Annotated in this window: 18 protein-coding genes; 9 read left to right on the top strand and 9 right to left on the bottom strand. The window is 66.9% G+C overall.

Annotated elements, in window-relative coordinates; all coding sequences use genetic code 11:
• Positions 1-239 precede the first annotated feature (239 nt).
• From PU704_RS15390 to PU704_RS15370, 5 genes are all read right to left on the bottom strand, one after another.
• Positions 240-971, bottom strand: coding sequence for a helix-turn-helix transcriptional regulator (locus PU704_RS15390; RefSeq protein ID WP_051317669.1), 732 nt, complete (start codon positions 969-971; stop codon positions 240-242).
• Between the two features lie 503 nt (positions 972-1,474).
• A complete protein-coding gene (locus tag PU704_RS15385; protein ID WP_024476689.1) occupies positions 1,475-2,329 on the bottom strand; it encodes a helix-turn-helix transcriptional regulator in 855 nt (284 codons plus the stop codon).
• 49 nt (positions 2,330-2,378) lie between these two features.
• On the bottom strand, positions 2,379-3,068 hold the full coding sequence (locus PU704_RS15380) for an NAD(P)-dependent oxidoreductase (RefSeq protein WP_024476688.1): 690 nt from the start codon (positions 3,066-3,068) through the stop codon (positions 2,379-2,381).
• Entirely contained in the window at positions 3,065-3,292 is a 228-nt protein-coding gene (locus PU704_RS15375) for a hypothetical protein (RefSeq protein WP_197425747.1), read from the bottom strand. Before PU704_RS15375 ends, PU704_RS15380 begins: the two co-directional genes overlap by 4 nt.
• Before the next feature lie 30 nt (positions 3,293-3,322).
• Complete coding sequence (locus PU704_RS15370; RefSeq protein WP_197425748.1) at positions 3,323-4,213, bottom strand: MFS transporter; 891 nt, start codon at positions 4,211-4,213, stop codon at positions 3,323-3,325.
• 174 nt (positions 4,214-4,387) lie between these two features.
• Here PU704_RS15370 and PU704_RS15365 point away from each other — a divergent pair, with 174 nt between their 5' ends.
• The 5 genes from PU704_RS15365 to PU704_RS15345 all read left to right on the top strand — a co-directional run bounded on the left by PU704_RS15365 (position 4,388) and on the right by PU704_RS15345 (position 9,779).
• Positions 4,388-4,972, top strand: a complete 585-nt coding sequence (locus PU704_RS15365; RefSeq protein WP_024476687.1) for a TetR/AcrR family transcriptional regulator — start codon at positions 4,388-4,390, stop codon at positions 4,970-4,972.
• A 239-nt stretch (positions 4,973-5,211) separates the two neighbouring features.
• Positions 5,212-8,655: a MobF family relaxase gene (mobF, locus tag PU704_RS15360; RefSeq protein ID WP_200951266.1), complete on the top strand. Its 3,444-nt coding sequence runs from the start codon at positions 5,212-5,214 to the stop codon at positions 8,653-8,655.
• Positions 8,656-8,758: 103 nt separating this feature from the next.
• On the top strand, positions 8,759-8,995 hold the full coding sequence (locus tag PU704_RS15355; RefSeq protein WP_024476685.1) for an addiction module protein: 237 nt from the start codon (positions 8,759-8,761) through the stop codon (positions 8,993-8,995).
• Positions 8,992-9,309, top strand: coding sequence for a type II toxin-antitoxin system RelE/ParE family toxin (locus PU704_RS15350; protein WP_024476684.1), 318 nt, complete (start codon positions 8,992-8,994; stop codon positions 9,307-9,309). The genes PU704_RS15355 and PU704_RS15350 overlap by 4 nt, the downstream gene beginning before the upstream one ends.
• Positions 9,201-9,779: a relaxase domain-containing protein gene (locus PU704_RS15345; protein ID WP_174524654.1), complete on the top strand. Its 579-nt coding sequence runs from the start codon at positions 9,201-9,203 to the stop codon at positions 9,777-9,779. The genes PU704_RS15350 and PU704_RS15345 overlap by 109 nt, the downstream gene beginning before the upstream one ends.
• 154 nt (positions 9,780-9,933) lie before the next feature.
• On the opposite strand, the gene PU704_RS20010 is transcribed toward PU704_RS15345, so the two are convergent.
• Together PU704_RS20010 and PU704_RS15340 are read right to left on the bottom strand one after the other, a co-directional pair.
• Positions 9,934-10,116, bottom strand: a complete 183-nt coding sequence (locus PU704_RS20010; RefSeq protein ID WP_168212703.1) for a hypothetical protein — start codon at positions 10,114-10,116, stop codon at positions 9,934-9,936.
• A gap of 49 nt (positions 10,117-10,165) precedes the next feature.
• Positions 10,166-10,615: an aldo/keto reductase gene (locus PU704_RS15340; protein WP_024476682.1), complete on the bottom strand. Its 450-nt coding sequence runs from the start codon at positions 10,613-10,615 to the stop codon at positions 10,166-10,168.
• On the opposite strand from PU704_RS15340, the gene PU704_RS15335 reads away from it, so the two are divergent.
• From PU704_RS15335 to PU704_RS15325, 3 genes are all read left to right on the top strand, one after another.
• Positions 10,497-10,946 carry an IclR family transcriptional regulator gene (locus PU704_RS15335; protein WP_084423838.1) on the top strand — a complete coding sequence of 150 codons (450 nt, stop codon included), beginning with the start codon at positions 10,497-10,499 and terminating at the stop codon, positions 10,944-10,946. The two genes, PU704_RS15340 and PU704_RS15335, sit on opposite strands and share 119 nt — an antisense overlap.
• Positions 10,947-11,107: 161 nt before the next feature.
• On the top strand, positions 11,108-11,830 hold the full coding sequence (locus PU704_RS15330) for an alpha/beta fold hydrolase (RefSeq protein ID WP_024476681.1): 723 nt from the start codon (positions 11,108-11,110) through the stop codon (positions 11,828-11,830).
• 16 nt (positions 11,831-11,846) lie between these two features.
• On the top strand, positions 11,847-12,761 hold the full coding sequence (locus tag PU704_RS15325; RefSeq protein WP_024476680.1) for an alpha/beta fold hydrolase: 915 nt from the start codon (positions 11,847-11,849) through the stop codon (positions 12,759-12,761).
• 1,037 nt (positions 12,762-13,798) lie between these two features.
• On the opposite strand, the gene PU704_RS15320 is transcribed toward PU704_RS15325, so the two are convergent.
• Positions 13,799-14,149: a winged helix-turn-helix transcriptional regulator gene (locus PU704_RS15320; RefSeq protein WP_024476679.1), complete on the bottom strand. Its 351-nt coding sequence runs from the start codon at positions 14,147-14,149 to the stop codon at positions 13,799-13,801.
• A gap of 71 nt (positions 14,150-14,220) precedes the next feature.
• Here PU704_RS15320 and PU704_RS15315 point away from each other — a divergent pair, with 71 nt between their 5' ends.
• Positions 14,221-15,228, top strand: coding sequence for a zinc-binding alcohol dehydrogenase family protein (locus PU704_RS15315; RefSeq protein ID WP_024476678.1), 1,008 nt, complete (start codon positions 14,221-14,223; stop codon positions 15,226-15,228).
• A gap of 55 nt (positions 15,229-15,283) precedes the next feature.
• Here PU704_RS15315 and mobF (PU704_RS15310) read toward each other — a convergent pair whose 3' ends face one another.
• Positions 15,284-17,926, bottom strand: a complete 2,643-nt coding sequence (gene mobF / locus PU704_RS15310) for a MobF family relaxase (RefSeq protein WP_277551939.1) — start codon at positions 17,924-17,926, stop codon at positions 15,284-15,286.
• Positions 17,927-18,255 lie beyond the last annotated feature (329 nt).

Genomic DNA, 18,255 nt, shown 5'->3' with positions numbered 1-18,255 from the left:
CAGCGGGCCGAGGTCGCAGGCTGGACGGTGTGGGAAATTTTCCCCGACCGTCGCCCCGCGAGTGTGGTGCCGCCGATTCGACGGAACCACCCCGGCCGGGAGTAAAAGCCCTGGTCGCACGGTTCCGGCAATTTGCCGGAACCGTCACCCCCACCCCGACATGCAGGCGCGCCGGAGCGTATCGCGGTCGCGTGGTGGCGGTGCTCATCGTCGGGTTCCTCCGGTCGTGTGGGCAGGTGTCAGTAGGTAGGTGCGCACCCGTTCCCACGGGAGTCGTCGGCGCGTGCGGTGGCGATGCCGACGCCCGGCCCCGCCCGGCTCGCGGACGGTGGGCCGTAGCGCCGGTACTCGATGGGGGTCACGCCCATGTAGCGGCGGAAGATGCGCGAGGCTTGCCCGCAGTGGTGGCACCAGCCGACCCGTTCGGTGATCGTGCCGATGAGCAGATCGGTTTCGCGGATCAGGCGCGCCATCTCCTGTACGCGCAGGATCGACAGGTACACCGGCGGCGTCACCCCGAACGAGTCCTTGAACACCCGATTGAGCTGACTCGGCGACAGGCAGGCGTGCGCGTCCAGTTCGGTGAGCGGCCACTGCCTGGCGATGTTGCTCTGCATGAGCGCCGCCGTGCGCATAATCTCGCGGCGCACCGGCTTGAACTCCCGCCACCGGGGAGGCGCGACCCGCACGGCCCGCTGCCGAGAGGTCAGCGGCGGCACCTCCACCGGCGCGTGACGAACCAGCGGCGCGATGGCGGCGAGCACCGTGAACAGCAGCGCATACGCACGGAAGTAGCCGCGCGGCGATTGGTCTTCGCCGGTGAGTGTGGCGAGTTCATCGAGGATCGGCCCGAGCCGTTCGGCCTGCGATTCTCCGACGCGCAGCACCTGCACCGGATCGGGATACAGGTGAGTTGCGAGGTCGCGTGCGGCTTCGCCGTCCGCGAGCACGTCGAGGTGCTGCCAGAACAACTGCTCGACCAGTAATCGGTATCCACTGCCACTGTCCTCACCGTGACGGTGCCCTCGGGTTCGTACCCGAACTCGACGTTCGGGGCGACCAGCACCACATCACCCACCGACGCCGACCCGCCCGCATCGGCATCGGCATCGGCATCGGTGAGGATGATCGAGCCGTCGCGCACGACCACGAAGCGCACACAGTCATAGGCGGTCGCCGCCAATATGCGACGGTGACGGATGCTGGTGACATAGACGCAACTCCACGGCTCGACCGGCTGCACTATCGCGGGGTGCGGCGACTGCGGCGTCCTTGTAGGCTCATGACCGGTCGGCGTGGTCGCCGGGCGTTCGAGTAGCAGCGACATGACGACCTCCCTTCTCTGACCACCCCCGAGCAACCAGGGGGAAGAACCGGCCTACCAAGCACCGGCGGTCGCGGCGAAGCAGGAGACGAGCAGGCCGGGCGTTTCCCGGTCACTCCGGCACTTTGCCGGGCAGCGCGACCGGCTCGGTCATGGGAGGTCGGTCATGAGCGGGCGCATGTCTCGGTAGCGGCTCGGTGTCACTCCGGTGTGCGCTGTGGATGCTTCTACCGCGCGCGACCGGCTCCGCCACCCCACCCGCTGCCCGGTGGCGGTGACGGTGATGTTCGTCTCGCGTAGGAGCCGCGCCATCTCTTGCACGCGGAGCATCACCAGGTAGGCGGTCGGGGTCTTCCCGAACGTGTCCGTGAACACGCGCACCAGGTGCTTCGGAGAGAGCCGCACCAGGGCTGCCAGTTCCGCGAGCGTCCACGGGTGCGTGATCCGGCTGTGCAGCGCGTCGCGCACCAGCATCGCCTCACGACGCAACGGTTCAGGCACCCGACTTCGAGCGGAGAACGGGCGAGCGCGGGCACGTTGCAGCCGGGTCAGCCGCACCGTCGAGACGCGGATGCACGGCGCGATCACATCGGTGATGAGGAACCAGAGCGCCTGCATCCGATGGAACCGTTCCAGGTACTTGCCCTCGACGGTGAGGGCGACCAGCTCGTCCAGCCACGGCAACAACCGCCCGGCTCGATCCCGGCCCAGGTGCAGTACCTGGGCAGGTTCGGTGTACACCTTTCCCGCGAAGTCGTGGGCGTCGAGGCGGTCGTGCAAGATCGCGGAGTGTTGCCAGAAGAACTGATCCAGCGCCATGTCGGTGTCGATGTAGACCGTCGTATAGGTGACCCGCCCCTCGGGTTCGACGCCGAACAGCACGCTCGGCCCCAGCAGCACCGCGTCGCCAAAGCTGACGGGTTGCTGTCCGAACTCGCTGAACACGATGGCCGTGCCGTCACGGATCACAACGAGCCGGACAACGTTGTACGCCGCCAGGCCCACAGGTCGATGCGTCGTCCGTGTCCGAGCCGACAACGGCGGGGAGATGCGCCTATCCACTCATCGGGTGCTTTTCTGTCAGTTCACTGGGCCATGCGATGAGTTGCGTGCGAGTGTCGTCCTTGGTGGAAGTCTCCGCGACTGCCGCTCCGAAGTCGGCATAACTGATCGCTTGTCGGGTGAACGCAGTCTCGTCTGTGGAAGGGGAGACTCGTTCCCAGCGTGCTGTCGTCGGCCCCTCCGGTTCGTAGACGGGCGGCGGGATCAGATACGCCCATTCTGATCCTGCGTTGCCCGCTTCGAGGTGGTCGCGCAGCATGGCGTGTGCTCTCCCGCGCGGCAGTGTGGGTTCTGGGAACCGGGGGTCTTGCCAGAACCGTCTGTCTCCAGGGAGTCGGAGTGCTCCTGCTCCGCCGACCGTGACGATCCGGGCCGGAGCGCCGTTGGCCTTGGTGCTTGCCTCGATGAGTCGATCATGTACGGCCACGAGTTCGGTCGGGGCGATGTCCTCACGCAGTCGGATCGCGTTCATGACGACGTCGATGCCGTGCATTGCTTGCGTGAGACTGGCGTTCTCAGCGATGTTCACGACCGTGGAGGTCAGCGATGCAGCAGTCTTGGCGAGCCGCGTGGTGTCTGCCGGATCGCGCAGCGCAGCGGTCGCCTCGATGCCTGCGGGGAGATGAGCGAGGATGGCGGCTCCGGTGCGCCCGGTCGCGCCGAGAATCAGGATGCGAGTCATACAGGTACCTCCGAAGCGGGCGTGCGGGTGAGTCGGGCGAACCCGGTGAGGCTGGCGACGGCGAGCACCATGAGCGCGGCGAGACTGACGAGCAGGATCGGGAAGTCCAAGCCCAGGTAGGCAGTGAGTGGGCCGACGCTGGCACCGAGGAACAGCACGAATCCGTTGAGCGCCATCCCACCGGCCCGGTTCGGGGCGGCGGTCTCGCCGAACAGGGTGATCATCGCGGGCACCGCGAGCGCGACCCCAGTGACTCACACGAGACTCGCCAGCGCCGTGCCCGCGAGGGATGCCGAGAGTGCGGCTTCGATCAGCAGCCCAATCGCGGCGAGGGCGAACCCGGCACGTGCAACCCCCGCGCCGCCGAGACGCTTCGCAATAGCGCCCGCGAAGAGGGAGGCGAACATGCCCGGCAGCCCGACGAGGCGGAGCCAGATCACCTGCGATGAGTCCAGGCAGAGGTCGGTCAGGTGCGGGCCGAGGCCGGTGTACATGCCGACGAACGACAACAGCAGCGTTAGGTGCGCGAGGCTCAGTAGCAGCACCGAGGGGCGTGTGGCGACCCTCCCGACTACGGCGAAGCGACGCACCAGGCTCGCATCGTCTCTGCGACTGTGCGGCTCGGTGACGAGCACGGCGACGCCGATCATGCCGAGGCCGAGCATGATGCCGGAGAGGATGAACACCCACTGCCAGCCCAACGTCAGGCTGAGCGCGGAGGCGAGTACTTGGCCTGCGATCCCGGCAACGAGGAATGCCGTCGACATGGCCCCGATCGCCGTTGCCCGACGCTTCAGCGGGGTCGCTTCGGCCAGATACGCGAGCGCAACCGGCGCGAAACTCGACGCCATCACCCCCTGCACCCCGCGCAGCGCAGCAAGCATCGGCACCGTGGAGGCGAAGCCGCAGGCGATGGTCGCGACGGTGAGATACACCAGGCCGATGAGCATGATCCGCTTCCGCCCGTACTGATCGGCCAACGGCCCCCAGATCAGGAACCCGACCGCATAGCACACGCTGAACACCGTCGAGAGCGCGAACGTCACATCAGAGCCGAGTTCCGCACCGATCGGGGCGATCAGCGGGATTGCCGCGTACAACTGCGTGAGCACCAGCAGCGCCGTGACCACGAGCAGCACGACCACGCCGTTCCCTGCCGGGTGCTCGCGCGCCTCGCCTGCTCCCGCTATCTGTTCCGTCGAGTTCGCAGACACCACCACTCCAAATCCAACGTTTCCGTTGGATTTGACTGTAGTAGGCTAACCGCGAAGACGCAACGTGAGCGTTGGGTTTACCGCACGAGACGGGAGGTGGGAACGATGGGCTGGGATGTTGAGGGCAGGAAGCGCCGCATCCTCGACGCGGCGGTGGCCGAGTTCGCCGCGCACGGGCCGCACGGCACGACCATCGAGCGCATCGCCAAGGCCGCCGGGGTGAACAAGGAGCGCGTCTACACGCACTTCGGGGGCAAGGACAGACTTTTCGCCACCGTACTGCGCGAGGAACTGGCGAAGGTAGCCCGCGACGTGCCCGTCGAATCATTCGCAACCGAGGACGTGGGCGACTACGCCGGGCGCGTCTACGACTACCACCGCGAGCACCCCGAACTCGGCAGGCTCATGCGCTGGGAAGGGCTCGTCTTCGACACCGAAGTACCCGACGAGGCCGAGCGGCGCGAATACTACGGATACAAAGTCGCCGCCATGACCGACGGACAGGCCAAGGGCACAGTAACGAGCGACCTCGACGCCGACCACCTGATGTTCCTCGTGCTCTCACTCGCCGGATGGTGGTCAGCGGTACCGCAGGTCGCCCGCATGATCACCGGAGCCGAGAGCGACGCCGAACACGCACGCCGCCGTGCCTCCGTCGTCACCGCTGCCCGAAGACTCATCGGGCAGTAATCAGGTCACGAAGTTCGCCGAGAAGACTAGTCACTTCATCGAACCGAACTCCGAAAGTTCCCTCGAACTTTGTGACGCCAACTCTTGCCAGCGACACTCTGTGCGACGCTCTCGCGCTGACGCTCGGCTCCATCAGTCATCTGCCCCCTATCTCAGTGAGGCACGTATTTTACGGCGGGGCCGTAGTGCGCACCTCTCTCACGAGACGACTCGTGAGGGAGGCCAGAGTGAAGGGTGGAGTGAAGCTGTTCCACGGCAGCGGTGCTGCCGCGCGCGCCTATGTCGAGGCCGACCGCTCCCGCGCTGACGAGTACTACCTCGGCGCAGACCAGGCCGTGGCCGAGTACGCCGTGATCGACGCGACCGGCGAGGTCACCGCTGCTCGGTCGCTGTCGGCGGATGAGTACGAAGCCTGGGTCGATTGGGTGAACCCGGACACCGGGGAGTCGATGGGTACCCCGCGCAAGCCGGGCAAGGTGCGTCGGGGGTCGCCGTTGTTCGCGGAGATGACGATCAACGCGCCGAAGAGCCTGTCGGTCGCCGCCGCACTCCACCCGGACGTGTCCGAGGCGTTGGACGCGACGCAGCGGGATGCGGCGCGGGAGATTCAGCACTTCCTTGGTCAGCATTCGGTCACGTTGGCGGGGCCGCGCGGCGCGCAGGAGGTGCTGCCGGTCGAGCACATGCAGACCGTCGCGATCACGCACAAGACGAGTCGTGCGGGTGATCCGCACCGGCATATCCATTTCCAGATTGGCACGAGGGTGTGGGCGGGCGGGAAGTGGCGGGCGCTGACCACGGCGGCGTTGTTCCAGCAGCAGGGCGCGATCCGTGCTCTCGGTACGGCGGTGATCGCCGCGCACCCCCAGCTCGCCGCCACGCTCTCCGAGCATGGCCTGACCCTCGACCCCGTAAGCGGTGAGGTTGTGGAGTTGGAGCCGTTCAACGCCGTCATGTCGAAGCGGTCGGCGCAGATCAGACGCAACCTGGAACGCATGGAGGCCGAGTGGCAAGCGAAGCATCCCGGCGAGACGCCCGGCCCGGTGTTGACCGCTCGGATGCAGGACGCGGCGTGGGCGTTCCAGCGGCCCGGCAAGAAACCGGCGGACTTGAAGAACGAGCAGTGGTGGCAGCAGGAACTCCGAGACGCCGGCTACCACCCCGAGAGCTTGCAGCACCCCGACACCGTTGCGCCGGCATCGCTGGATGACCTCAGCGTGCAACAGGTCGCCAGTCGTGCGCTGGATCGCTGCGCGGCGGCTGCATCGACCTGGACACCGCACACCGTGCGAGAGCACGTCACCCGCATCACCACCGAGGCAGGCGTGCAAGCGACCCCGGCGGAGTTGCGCGAGTTCATCGACCTCGCCACCGGACTCGCCGCCTCGGATTGTTTCTCGGTGCTGCCGCCGGGCATGGTGCAACCCGAGCACGTCGCCCACCTCACCAGCCTTGGCGTCGTCGCCGCCGAGACCGCACTCCGCGACCAACTCACCGCCGCGACGCCGGAACGGGAGCCGAAGCACCCCGACGTGACCGACGCTGCGCAAGCCGCCGGACTCGACACCGGGCAGACCGTGGCCGCCGCTGCCGTCGCCTCGACCAACCCGCTCGTGATTGTCGAGGGCGCGGCGGGCGCAGGCAAGACCACCATGCTCGGCGTCGCCATCGAGGTTGCAGCCGAGCACGGGCGATCCTCGCGGGTGGTTGCGCCGACGTTGCGTGCGGCGCAGGTCGCCCACGAAGAACTCGGCGTGCCCGCAACCTCCGTCGCGGCGCTCGTGTATGCGCATGGGTGGCGGTGGAACGAGGACGGCGTATGGACACGCCTCGCACCCGGCGACACCGACCCTGCAACCGGGAACATCTACACCGGCCCACCAAACGACGCCGTGCTGTCGCGGGGTGAGCGGGTGATCGTGGACGAAGCGGGGATGCTCGACCAGGACACCGCCCTCGCTCTGCTGACCGTCACCGCCGAGGCAGGCGCGTCGGTCGCGTTCGTGGGCGACCGGGCGCAGCTCCCGGCGGTCGGGCGCGGCGGGGTGCTCGACATGGCCGCCCAGATTCGTGGCCGTACCTACGACATGACCGAACTCCACAGGTTCACCGATGCCGAGTATGCGGCGTTGACGTTGGTCATGCGTGACCGGGAGCACCCCGGCGACGTGTTCGACCGACTCGCCACGATGGGCCTCGTGACCTTGCATGCCGACGAGGAAGCGGCCCGCGAGCACATCACCGCCCACGCCCACGACGGCGAAGCGATCACCGTCGCCACCAACGACGAGGCCACCGAGCTGAACGAGCACATCCGCGCCGGGCGGGTCGAGCGCGGCGAGGTCGACGACACTATGACGACGACCGGCAGCGACGGGCTGAGCATCGGCGCTGGCGACCTGATCCAGACCCGGAAGAACAGCAGCGACCTCGGCGTGGCAAACCGGCAGCAATGGATCGTGCAGCATGTGACCGACGAGGGCAGCGTCTACGCCCGCGAAGTCAGCGGCGGAGGCAAGCACAGCCGCACCGTCGCCCTCCCCGCCGAGTACGTGAGCGAGTGGGCGCACCTGTCGTATGCCGCGACCGCCTACGGCGTCCAAGGCGCAACCGTCGATGCCTCCCACACGGCCTTGTCGGAGGCGACGAGCGCGGCAGGCGTCTACGTCGGCATGACGAGAGGCCGCCAACAGAACCAACTCCACGTCGTCGCCGCTGATATGGCGGATGCGCGGGCGCGGTTCGTTGAGGCGATGGAACGCGACCCGGCAGACCGTGGCCTCGACCACGCCACCGCCCAAGCCATCGACGCCGTGCAAGGCCTCGTCAGCGATGGCCCCGTGCAGCTCATCACCGAAGAACTCGCCCGCCTCACCGCCGAAGCCGAACGAGCCGAACGTGCGGCGGAACGCTGGGAGCAGACCGCTGCCAGGTTCGACGCCCAGCGCGCAACACACAAGACCGAGGACGACGAGCACGCCGACGTGCTCCGCCACGCCGAGGACGAGGCGGCGCGCATCCGTGCCGAAATCGCGGAACCGTTGACGGTGCAGGCCGAGGCAGACGGCACCACCTATCTCGATGCTGTCGAGCGCGAGGCCGCCGCAAGCAGCCGACTCGCCACCGTCGGCAGGCTCGGCAGGCGCAAGGCCCGCGCGGAGCACCGCCAGACGAGCGAGCACACCCGGACGGTTCGGGCACGGGTGCGCGAAACATGGGGCGAACCACCCCGCACCACCGACACCCTGCCCGAGTGGGCGGCACGACAGGCCGAGCGTCGCGCCGAGGCCGATCCCCGCGTGATCGACGCCGCCCAGCACGTCGAGGCCGCGCGAGCCGACCGTGACGAGTTGCGGCAGCGGCACGAGCAGGAACGCCGGGCGTTGCTGGTCAGCGAGTACGGGCCGCAGGCGGTGATGCGCCACCGGGTCGGGATGCGACTGCCGAACCCAGCACAGCAAGCAGGACAGGCGCACCAGCAAGCCACCGCGCTCCGAGCCGAGGCCGACTACCTCCGCGCGCTACCGATCCGCGACGCCGCCGCACGGATCGAAACCACCCGCGCCGAGCACGAAGCAAGGCAGCAAGCACTCGCCGAACGCGAACGGCAACTCCGCGAGCCGACCGAACGCGACCCGCGGCGCAACGACCCGCGACATGACGGGCCAGCACGCGGCCTATGAGCATCAGCAGCACGTCGCGTCGGCGTGACGTTCACAGCAGCCCCGCAACCCGAGCCACAGACGCCCAGCGCGATTGTCGGCCGTTCGACGTACACTTGAATACATGACACCCGACACCGCAACTCTGATCCGAGACGGCCTCGCGCTCGACGCCGATCAGCGCGCGGTCGTCGCTAACGCCCTGCTCGAAAGCCTCCATGATGCAGACGACGAGAGCGAGGTCGATGCAGCCTGGCGTGCCGAGGCTACCCGGCGACTGGCCGAGGTGCGTGAGGGTGCGGTCGATCTGGTGGATGCCGACGAGCACTACGAGCGTTTGCGCGCCTTGCTCACCGCATGACCTTGGCCCAGCGAGAGCACCCCGAGGCCGTCGCGGAGTTCGACGCCGCCGTGCGCTGGTACGAAGACCAGGAGCCAGGGATCGGCCTTGCGCTCATCGACCGAGCAAGGCAAGCCCGGAAAGACCTCGACCAATGGCCGAACGCCGCCCCACCATTCACGACCGCTGACGATGGCACCGTGATCCGCAGCAAGGCCGTTCGCGGATACCCGTACCGCATCGTCTACACGGTGGAGCCGGACACGATCCTGATCCTCGCCTACGCCCACGAGCGCCGCGAACCCGGCTACTGGCTCCACCGGCTGAACGACTGAACAGCACGCCGCCGGGCTCATGGCTCGGATCGGGTCTCGCGTACATTTCTGGCGCCGTCGAACCCGGTGGTGAGGTCAGCGAGGAGCAGCTCCGCCGTCTCATGGGGCACGGCCAGGACCCCAACACGAGCGAACAGTTGGGTCGTCCGTACCGCCGATTCGCAAGCACTGCCGAGCGAGTTGCCCGTCGGCTTGAGAAGCTTCCCGAGACCCTCGCTCCCGCTGATAGGGGTGCACAGGTGGCGTTGATCGAGGCGGAAGAGGCAGGGAAACCGACGGGTGTGTTCGGCGAAGTCGGTGAGGCGGGCGAGGTTCTGTCGGGTCTTGACGGCGAGGTAGCGGCCGTTGACTTTCCGGTCTTCGTTGATCTCAAGCAGGGCTTCGGCGGCATGCTGGCGGACGTAGGGGTCTTCGGCGTCGTCGGCGGCGATCTGTGGCCCAGACTTCGCGAATTCGGGCAGGGGTACTAAAGCCCACCCCCTGTTCCCGATCGGGCACACTGCAGAACTTACTCTCTCCCTCGCCGCCATCTGCAGTGCACGCGACTTCGCGATGGTTTGGACGCGGCTGTCGAGCGAGCCGAAGGTGAGGCGAGCAAGGCAGATCGCGCCTACGTTCGAGCCATCACCTTCGCCGCCGGTCAGTTGCTTCGCGCAGTCGCCGAAGTCCACCGGGCAAGCCTGGCGAGCCGTATTCGTCGGCGGTCTCGAGGCAGCGGTCGTGTGTGCAGCGCATGATGGCGGAGAGCCGGTCCTGCGTGTAGTCGAATGTCCAGGAGCCGCGCGAGGCGTTCTGCTGCGTCTCCAGAGCGCGCTGAATTTACCAGATCGGTGACGATTTTGGTGTTCTTGGTGGACTAATGACCGTTCTCGGGCAGGTCAGAGTCCCGCGCGGCGGCTTCGCCGTTGTCGAGGGACGCAAGCGTGGCCATCTGGTCGGTGCTAAGGCGGAAGTCGAAGACCGAGAGGTTCTCGACCAGGCGTTTGGGGTCTGACGATCTCGGCACCGGCACGAGGCCCTGCTGCACGTGCCAGCGGAGCACCACCTGTGCCGCCGTTCGTCCGACGTCCGCCGCGATCTGCACGATCGTCGGGTTCTCCCGCAGCTCGGGCCCGCGGCCGAGCGGGCTCCAGCTCTCGGTCACGATACCGAGCACCTCGTGCGCGCGTCGAGGAACGGTACGGGCGATGTCGGGGCTGAGCTGGATCTGGTTCACGTCGGGCACGACCCCGGTCGCGGAACCGACGACGGCGGTGCGAGTCGCTTCACGGTTGGGCAAGGAGATGCCGGCCCATTGCACCTCCACGGGAAAGGTTCTCCTGGCGCAGCTCCCGCGAGAACAATTGGACCGTCTCTACCCCGACGAGCAACTCTCACAGGTGACTCCGCAGTCGATCCGTACCAAGACCGAGCTCCTCGCACAACTGGATCTTGTCGCGAAGCAGGGCTATGCAACGAACCGGGAGGAGAGCGAGGAGGGCGTGGCCTCGGTGGCCGTGGCCGTTCCCTCGGCGAGCGGGCTGCGGTTGGCGATCAACGCATCTGCCCCGGTGTTCCGCTTGCCTCCCCGCAAGGTGAAGACCCTCGTCGCACTCCTCGATGAGGCAGCCGTACGTCTGGCCGACCTGACCTCCTGAAGGCTCGTCGTCTCTTTCCCCTGCGACCTGGTGCAGGGGTCGTTCGGCGCGTTCTGAAGAGAGCTCGAGCCATGCTGGACTGTTGGCGCCGCGCAAGCTATTGTGTCTTCTAGTTAGGAACAAGTTCTGCTCAGCAGATAAATATGCGAAGAGGATGATCAATGCAGATCGTACTGGTGCACGGCGGATGGGTAGGCGGCTGGGCGTGGGACGGCGTCGCCGACGAATTGCGCAGAATGGGGCACGAGGTGATCGCGCCGACGCTGCGCGGTCTCGAAGACGGTGACGTGGACCGCTCCGGCGTCACGATGAGCATGATGGCGCGCGATCTGATCGATCAGGTAAGAGAGCTCACCCAGCTCGACATCGTGCTCGTCGGTCATAGCGGCGGAGGTCCGCTCATCCAACTCGTCGCTGAGGCGATGCCCGAGCGCATCGGCCGGGTCGTCTTCGTCGACGCCTGGGTGCTGCGCGACGGCGAGACCATTAACGACGTGCTCCCCGATCCGTTGGTCGCAGCGATGAAGGCGCTTGCGAGTCAGTCCGACGACAACACCATCGTCATGCCGCCTGAGCTCTGGGCCGCGTCTATGCAGGACATGTCCCCGTTCGAGCAGCAGCAGCTCGCCGCGCTCGAGCCGAGGCTCGTCCCAACGCCGGCAGGCTGGTCCAATGAGCCGATCCGCCTCGACCAGTTCTGGGCGAGCAGCATCCCGTCAAGTTATGTGTTCCTCGCTCAGGACCAGGCCGTTCCCGCTGAGATCTACCAGGCCGCGGCCGGGCGGCTTGATAGTCCGCGCACGATCGAGATCGACGGAAGCCATTTGGTGATGCTCACGCATCCGGAGAGGCTCGCACGGGCCCTCGACGCCGTCATTGCCTAACAGGCCTGGGGAAGCTATGGATTCGATTTCACGCCCAGACGACGTCGCGCCGATCTCGTACACCGAACTGGCGCCGTCGGGTGCGCCTGCTCGGTGGATCGTCCTCGTGCACGGGGGTGGTGTCTCGAAGGAGTGCTATCTCGAGACGCCCGACGGCCGACAGGGCTGGGCGGCACGATTGGTATCGCTTGGCTACGGTGTGCTGGTGGTGGACTGGCTGGGGTTGTCCTATGAGGCGGCCCAACACGTCGATGATCGTGCGGCGTCTGCGCGGCTGGACTATGAGAGCGTGTGCCGAGGGATGGGCGTGTTCCTCTCTGGTCTCGGCCGGAACGTCGTGCTGGTCGTGCACTCGATGGCAGGTCCGATTGGCTTCCGCCTCCTAGAGACGCATGGCGATCTCATCGACGGGCTCGTAGCCGTCGCTCCGGGCCCGCCTGGAAATGTACAGGCGGTGCCCGAGATCGTGAGGGAGTCCGACCAGGAGGTCTCCATCCGTGGAGCGGCCATCGACTGGACCATCCCGAAGATGGGTTTCTGGGAACCCACAAGCGCCTTCGTGAACGACAAGGCCATCGGACCCAGCCGGCGGTTCCCCCGCGAGTGCATCGAGGTGTTCCGCCGCACCCTTCGGCCGATCCCGGCCCGGATGCTTTATCAGCGTCAGAACATCGGTGGGAGCCAAATGAGGATCGGGCCGACCGACGCGTTCACGAACAAGCCGATTCTCGTCTTCACGGGTGGAGCCGATACCGACCACCCCTCGCAGCTGGATCAGGACATCGTGGCCTGGCTCACCGATCAGGGCGCCGCCGTCACCTTCTGGTCGTCCGAACTGCCTGTTCTCGCTGGGAACGGCCACATGCTGATGGTCGAAGACAATAGCGACGAGCTCGCTGACGAGATCGCGCGGTGGATCACGGCGCTCTGACTCGCCACCGTATCGTCCCGGCCATTATTTCAGCCGACCCGACGTCCCCAACAGCGGAGGAGAACGCCAGTCGTTTCCTTCGTGTCACTCGAGGGAACGCTGTGCCAGCTCGTTGCCGACTACGACTTGGTCGATCGGGCCCTTGCTCGAACTCCTCATTTCATACGTCTGGCGATGGACTCAAGGGAGATGTTCGCCGACGGCCGCGTGCAACTCCAGGTCATCGGTGGACAGCTGAGGCGTCTGCCACGACGCATCGAGACGATCGGTTCGCAGCTCGAACGGAACGTTCGGGCTGAGCATAAGGATGTTCCGAGACCTCCAGGAACGCGGATGGATCGGTTCGTTGGTCGGGGAGCTGACGACCACCCTGGTTGGCGTGGCGCTTATCGTCGCTGCGGTGCTACTTTCGGTCTCGGGGGGTGGCCCCCAGCTCGCCCCGACGTCGCACTCCTACCGTTCCTAGGGGCGGGGTGGTCGGCCTCGCGGGCAGGCTCCTCGTGCTGAGGCCGCTGCGCACCTCCTTGATGCGCACCACGCTGATCGCCGGATCCTGGCAAACTATCCCGCGACGCGAATTCGCAGGGGGTGTCGGCGCGACTTTCGATCGACGTACAGTGCCGTCCGTTAACAAACGATCGGTTCGTGCGACCGAACTGTCGAACGCCTGTGCATCGCTGCGGCGAGTTCCTCATGGCGCAGTACCTGGGTTTCGCTTCCGGAAGAAGATTTCACGAACCCCAGCGACACGGTGTTGCGGTGACGTTCGACGAAAGAGAAGAAGGATGGCCCGGCGAATCCCAATCGCGCGAAGTCTCGCCTTCGAAATGACAGAAGCGCTCCTGTGCTCGCGCGTCGGTTACTTCGCACCTTCTAGGTGTGACGTTATCAATTAGGGTGATGACGACCGGTGACGGGTACCGGTACCTGCTGAACTCTGTCGTGTCCGGTGACGGCGACCGCGACGCCTCGTCTGTGTTGACGCGGTATTACGCGGAGGCCGGGACTCCTGGCTCGATGTAGCGCCGAGGGGGTCGCTACTGGTCGGTTCCGACGTTGTGTTCAACCCAGTCGCGCAGATGCTTCAACGGGGCGGCTGCGCTGTGTCCGAGGTCAGTAAGTTCGTACTCCACGCGAGCGGGAACCTCGGGGTAGACGGTGCGAGTGAGCAGGCCGTGGTCTTCGAGACGCTTGAGGGTCTGGGACAGCACCTTGGGGCTGACGCCTTCCAAGCGTCGTTTGAGTTGCCCGTTGCGTTGCGGCCCGTCTTCGAGCGCACCGATGGCCAGGGCGCTCCACTTGTTGGCGAGCAGGTCGAGCATGTCGCGGCACGGACACATGGCCGCGTACACGTCGTTCCGGTCGCACTCATCCACGGTCTGACTCATACGTTCATGGTATCCGATGGGTACTAGGTTGCCTTGACGGTAACCAGTAGGTCTGGGGAACCATAATTGGCATGACGGCTACGACTGCGATCGGATACGAGAAGAACCTCCCCGCCACCGACCCCGAGGCGCTGACCGCCCGCGAGGTCGAGGTGCCCGAACTTGGACCGCATGACTTGTTGGTCGAGGTCGAGGCGGTCTCGGTGAACCCGGTCGATGTGAAACTGCGGGAAGGCGCTCCTGCGAACGGGTTCAAGGTGCTCGGCTTCGACGCCGCCGGTACGGTGCGCGAGGTCGGCTCAGCGGTGACGCTGTTCGCTCCGGGTGACGAGGTGTACTACGCGGGCAGCATCGACCGGCCAGGTACGAACCAGCGCCTGCATGTTGTGGATGAGCGGATTACGGGGCGCAAGCCGCAGGTGCTGTCGTTTGCCGACGCTGCTGCGCTGCCGCTGACGGCGATCACCGCCTGGGAGACCCTGTTCGAGCGGCTCGCCCTTACCGAGGACTCGACCGGCACCCTGCTGGTGATCGGCGCGACCGGCGGAGTCGGATCGATCATGCTGGCACTGGCCGACGCGCTCCTGCCGAACGTCACCGTGATCGCCACCGCCTCCGACGATGAACGCTCCGCCTGGGTGCGCAACCTGGGCGCGGAGCATGTGGTGAACCACCGCGACGACCTGGCTGAGCAGGTGCTCGCCGTCGCGCAGGATGGCGTGGACTGGCTGTTCACCGCGCATTCCGCGGGGCAGATCGAAACCTATGCGCGGATCGTTCGAGCGTTCGGGCATATTGTCGCCATTGACGACGGTCCGCGCGACGTGTTCCCGCTCAAGGGCAAGAGCATCGCTTGGCACTGGGAACTGATGTTCACCCGCCCGCTCAGGCAGACCCCGGACATGATTGAACAGCACCAGCTCCTGAACACTGTCGCTGACCTTGTAGATCAGGGCCGCATCCGCACCACGGCCACAACGACACTCGCGCCGATCTCACCGACCACACTCCGCGAGGCGCACGAGTTGGTCGAGAACGGCCGCACAGTCGGCAAGGTCACCGTCCACAGATGGGAGTAGACTGAAACCGCGCGCACGCGCATGTTCACAGGCGAGTGCGTTTGCAGAACCTCGGCTAACCGAGCTGACCGTGTTTGGCCAGGTACTCGGCATCCAGGGTGATCTTGCCACCGTGGCCGGTGTGGCGCAGCGTGGCGTTGTCGGCCCCGACCTTCTGAACGGTCCACACGTCGTTGTTCTTCACGAAATCGCGGCCGCCGTTGAGCGCCAAGGTCCGGTCGTTGCGTCGGGTCACCACGACGTCCCCGGTGTGGGCTGTCAGCCCGTCGCGCAGCACCACAGAATCCCCGGACGCATCGAGCTGCCCGGTGGCGATCCGGGCGGCCTGAGCCCGGGCGTTGAGGTCGGTGACGGTGGCGTTGTCGGTGGCGATCAGCAGGGACCGCTTGCCCGCTTGGGTGTCGGTGATCCACGCGCGCAACGCGGTGTCGGTCATGGCCTCGGTGTCCCCGGCAACCACCCGGCGGTTCTCCAGATACCAGGCCCACGGGACGTCCGCCCCGGCCGCGGGCGGCTCACGCAGTGCCAAAGACGCGGCCGCCTCACCCTCGGTGTGGAAGCGGTGCACGGCCTCCAGGCGGGTCGCTCCCACCTCATTGTCCAGCAGGCGCAGCGCCCCACCGGAACCGATGGCGCCCAGCTGGCGGTCATCCCCGATGGCGCGCACCACGGCCCCGTGCCGGGCCGCCACGCTCACGAGCTCGGCCAGCTTGGGCGTGGTGACCATGCCCACCTCATCGAGGACCACCACGTCCCCGGCGTGCAGCTGGGCCGCCCCGGTGCGCCCGGTGCGGTGAGCGATCAGGAAGGCGTCAATCGTGGTCGCCTGCGCTCCAATGTCCTCCGACATGACGGCAGCGGCAGCAGCCGTGGGGGCCAGGCCCACGACGTTTCCGCCGGTCGCGCGCACCGCATCGGCGGCCAGGGACAGGCTCGTGGTCTTACCGGCACCGGCCGGGCCGATGCCCAAGGAGAGCAGCTTCTCATCGGTGGCGAAGGCACGGGCCAAGGCCACCTGCCCCTCACTGAGCGGGCCGGTGTGGGCGGCCAGCACCTCCTCGAACCGCTCCGCCGACACGGCCGGAATGACGGTGCGCTGGGCGGCGGCGAGCACCTGGTGCTCGGTCTCCAGGACCTCCCGAGAGGTGTAAATGTGGGCGTCAGAACGGATGAACTGGCTGGTGCCATCGGCGCGGGTGAACTCCGCCAGGCGCGGCACATCGGTCTGCGGGGTGACGGACAGGCTGTGCGTGCTGGTGGCCTCGCGCACCACCGCGGCCACCAGCTCATCGGGCACGGTGCGCCCGATCATGGCCTCTTTCAGGTGCCGGCGGGTCTGAGCCTGAACGTGGTTCACACTCCAGGTGGACCGCTTCTGGGACAGCTCGTGCACCACCAGACGAGCGTGCTCGGCAACGTCGATCTGTGCCGCGTCGGGGCCTGCCAGCAACCCAGTGGCGGCCGCCCGCACATGGGCCAGCAGGTCATCTCCGACCGGCATCTGCACCTGCTGCCCGTACTCCTGCCCCCACGCCTCGACCAGCTCCGACAGGCGCCGAGCCGACTTCTTCGCCGGCCTCGATTCCAGGGTGGCTTGCTGGGCCAGGGCGATCTTCTGCTTGGCATTGGGGGCGTAACCGTGGCGATCGGTGAACTCCGCCTCCAGCCGATCCACGGTGCCGGCAATGTCAGCCCGGCGGGAGGAAGCGTGGTGGATCGCGTCCAGGTCCACCCCGGCAATCTCATAGATCGGCTCGTTCCCACCGGCCATCCGCGGCACCGCAGCGACCCCGAGGGACGCGGTGACCTTCTCCATCACCTTCGCGTTGTAGGTCTCCGAGGCGGCCACATTCATCCGATACAGGGTGCGCCCGTCCAGTGAGGACCACTTCCCGTCGGCGCCCAAAACCTTGTTGGCGATCACCACGTGATCGTGCAGGTGCGGGTCCCCGGTGCGGGAGTCGTAGTGGCGGAACTGGGTGGCCACCAACCCGCCCTCGACGTCGATCTGCCGCACGCCGTTGCGGCCGCGCCGGGTGTAAGTACCCTCCTGCTCCAGGAAGCTCAGGGTCTCGGCAATGGCCTCGTTGTGCGCGGTCTCGACGGCCTTGCGGGCCTCGTCTCCGCCCAGGGCCCAGAGCAGGGAGACGGACTTGGCCGGGGAGAACACCAGGTCGTAGCCGGCCACGGTCTGCTGCTTCGGGGTGGTCTGGTAGGTGATGAACCGACCCAGCTCCTCCTTGTTCCGCACGTCGCGCCCGTGCGTTTCCCGGAACAGCTGACCACCGACGCGACCGCGAATGGCTTGGCGTTCCTCGCGGGTCGGGGCCGCCCCGGTGGTGCGTTCGTGCCGGGCGATCTCCTCCTCCAGGCGCCGGGTCAGCTCCGTGTCAGCACTGGCATAGCGATGGTACTTCTGGCCCAGAGCCACGTCCGCCTCGGTGCCGCCGGCGGCAATGATGCGCTCCGCGTCCGGGCGGATGCCCTCCCCGAACAGGGCCGCCATCTGCGCCTCAGTGACCTCCCCGGAGACCCCCAGCAGGGCCTCGGAGTGGGCCACCCACTGCCCCGGGGGCATGCCCTCCACGGTGTAGTAGTCGCCCAGCTCCCGACCTTCGGCGCGCAGCTCATCAGCGGAAGCCACTTCGGAGGTGTAGTAGGCATAACCGTCCCCAGCGCTGAGCTTGTGGACGGTCATCACAGAAGCAATCTATCGCGTTTTCATCCTCATTTATCAATGATGCATGAGGTGTGACGCTCTGGCAGGGCGTGGAGGGCCGGTGCGAGCTTGCGAGTCATCGGGTCGGAGCGACCCAGAGTGTCCGTCACGGATGTGACGCGGTGGTGCCCACGAGACCTGGGAAGGGTGGGCAGGTGATGCCACTGCGCGGACGAGGAACGAGGACAGGCAAAGCAGCATCAGCTGTCCACGCTGACAGGTCGATTGGGTGGCACCGCCCCCGCGGTTGTCCAGGCGTGGTTTTCGGGTGGACAACCGCGTCGAGGTTTCGCGGGTGGCTGTGGGTC

The organism is Kocuria oceani, assembly GCF_029524215.1.
GTDB lineage: Bacteria > Actinomycetota > Actinomycetes > Actinomycetales > Micrococcaceae > Kocuria > Kocuria oceani.
Note: the sequence above shows the minus strand (reverse complement) of the source record. Positions and strands in the feature narration are given on the sequence as shown.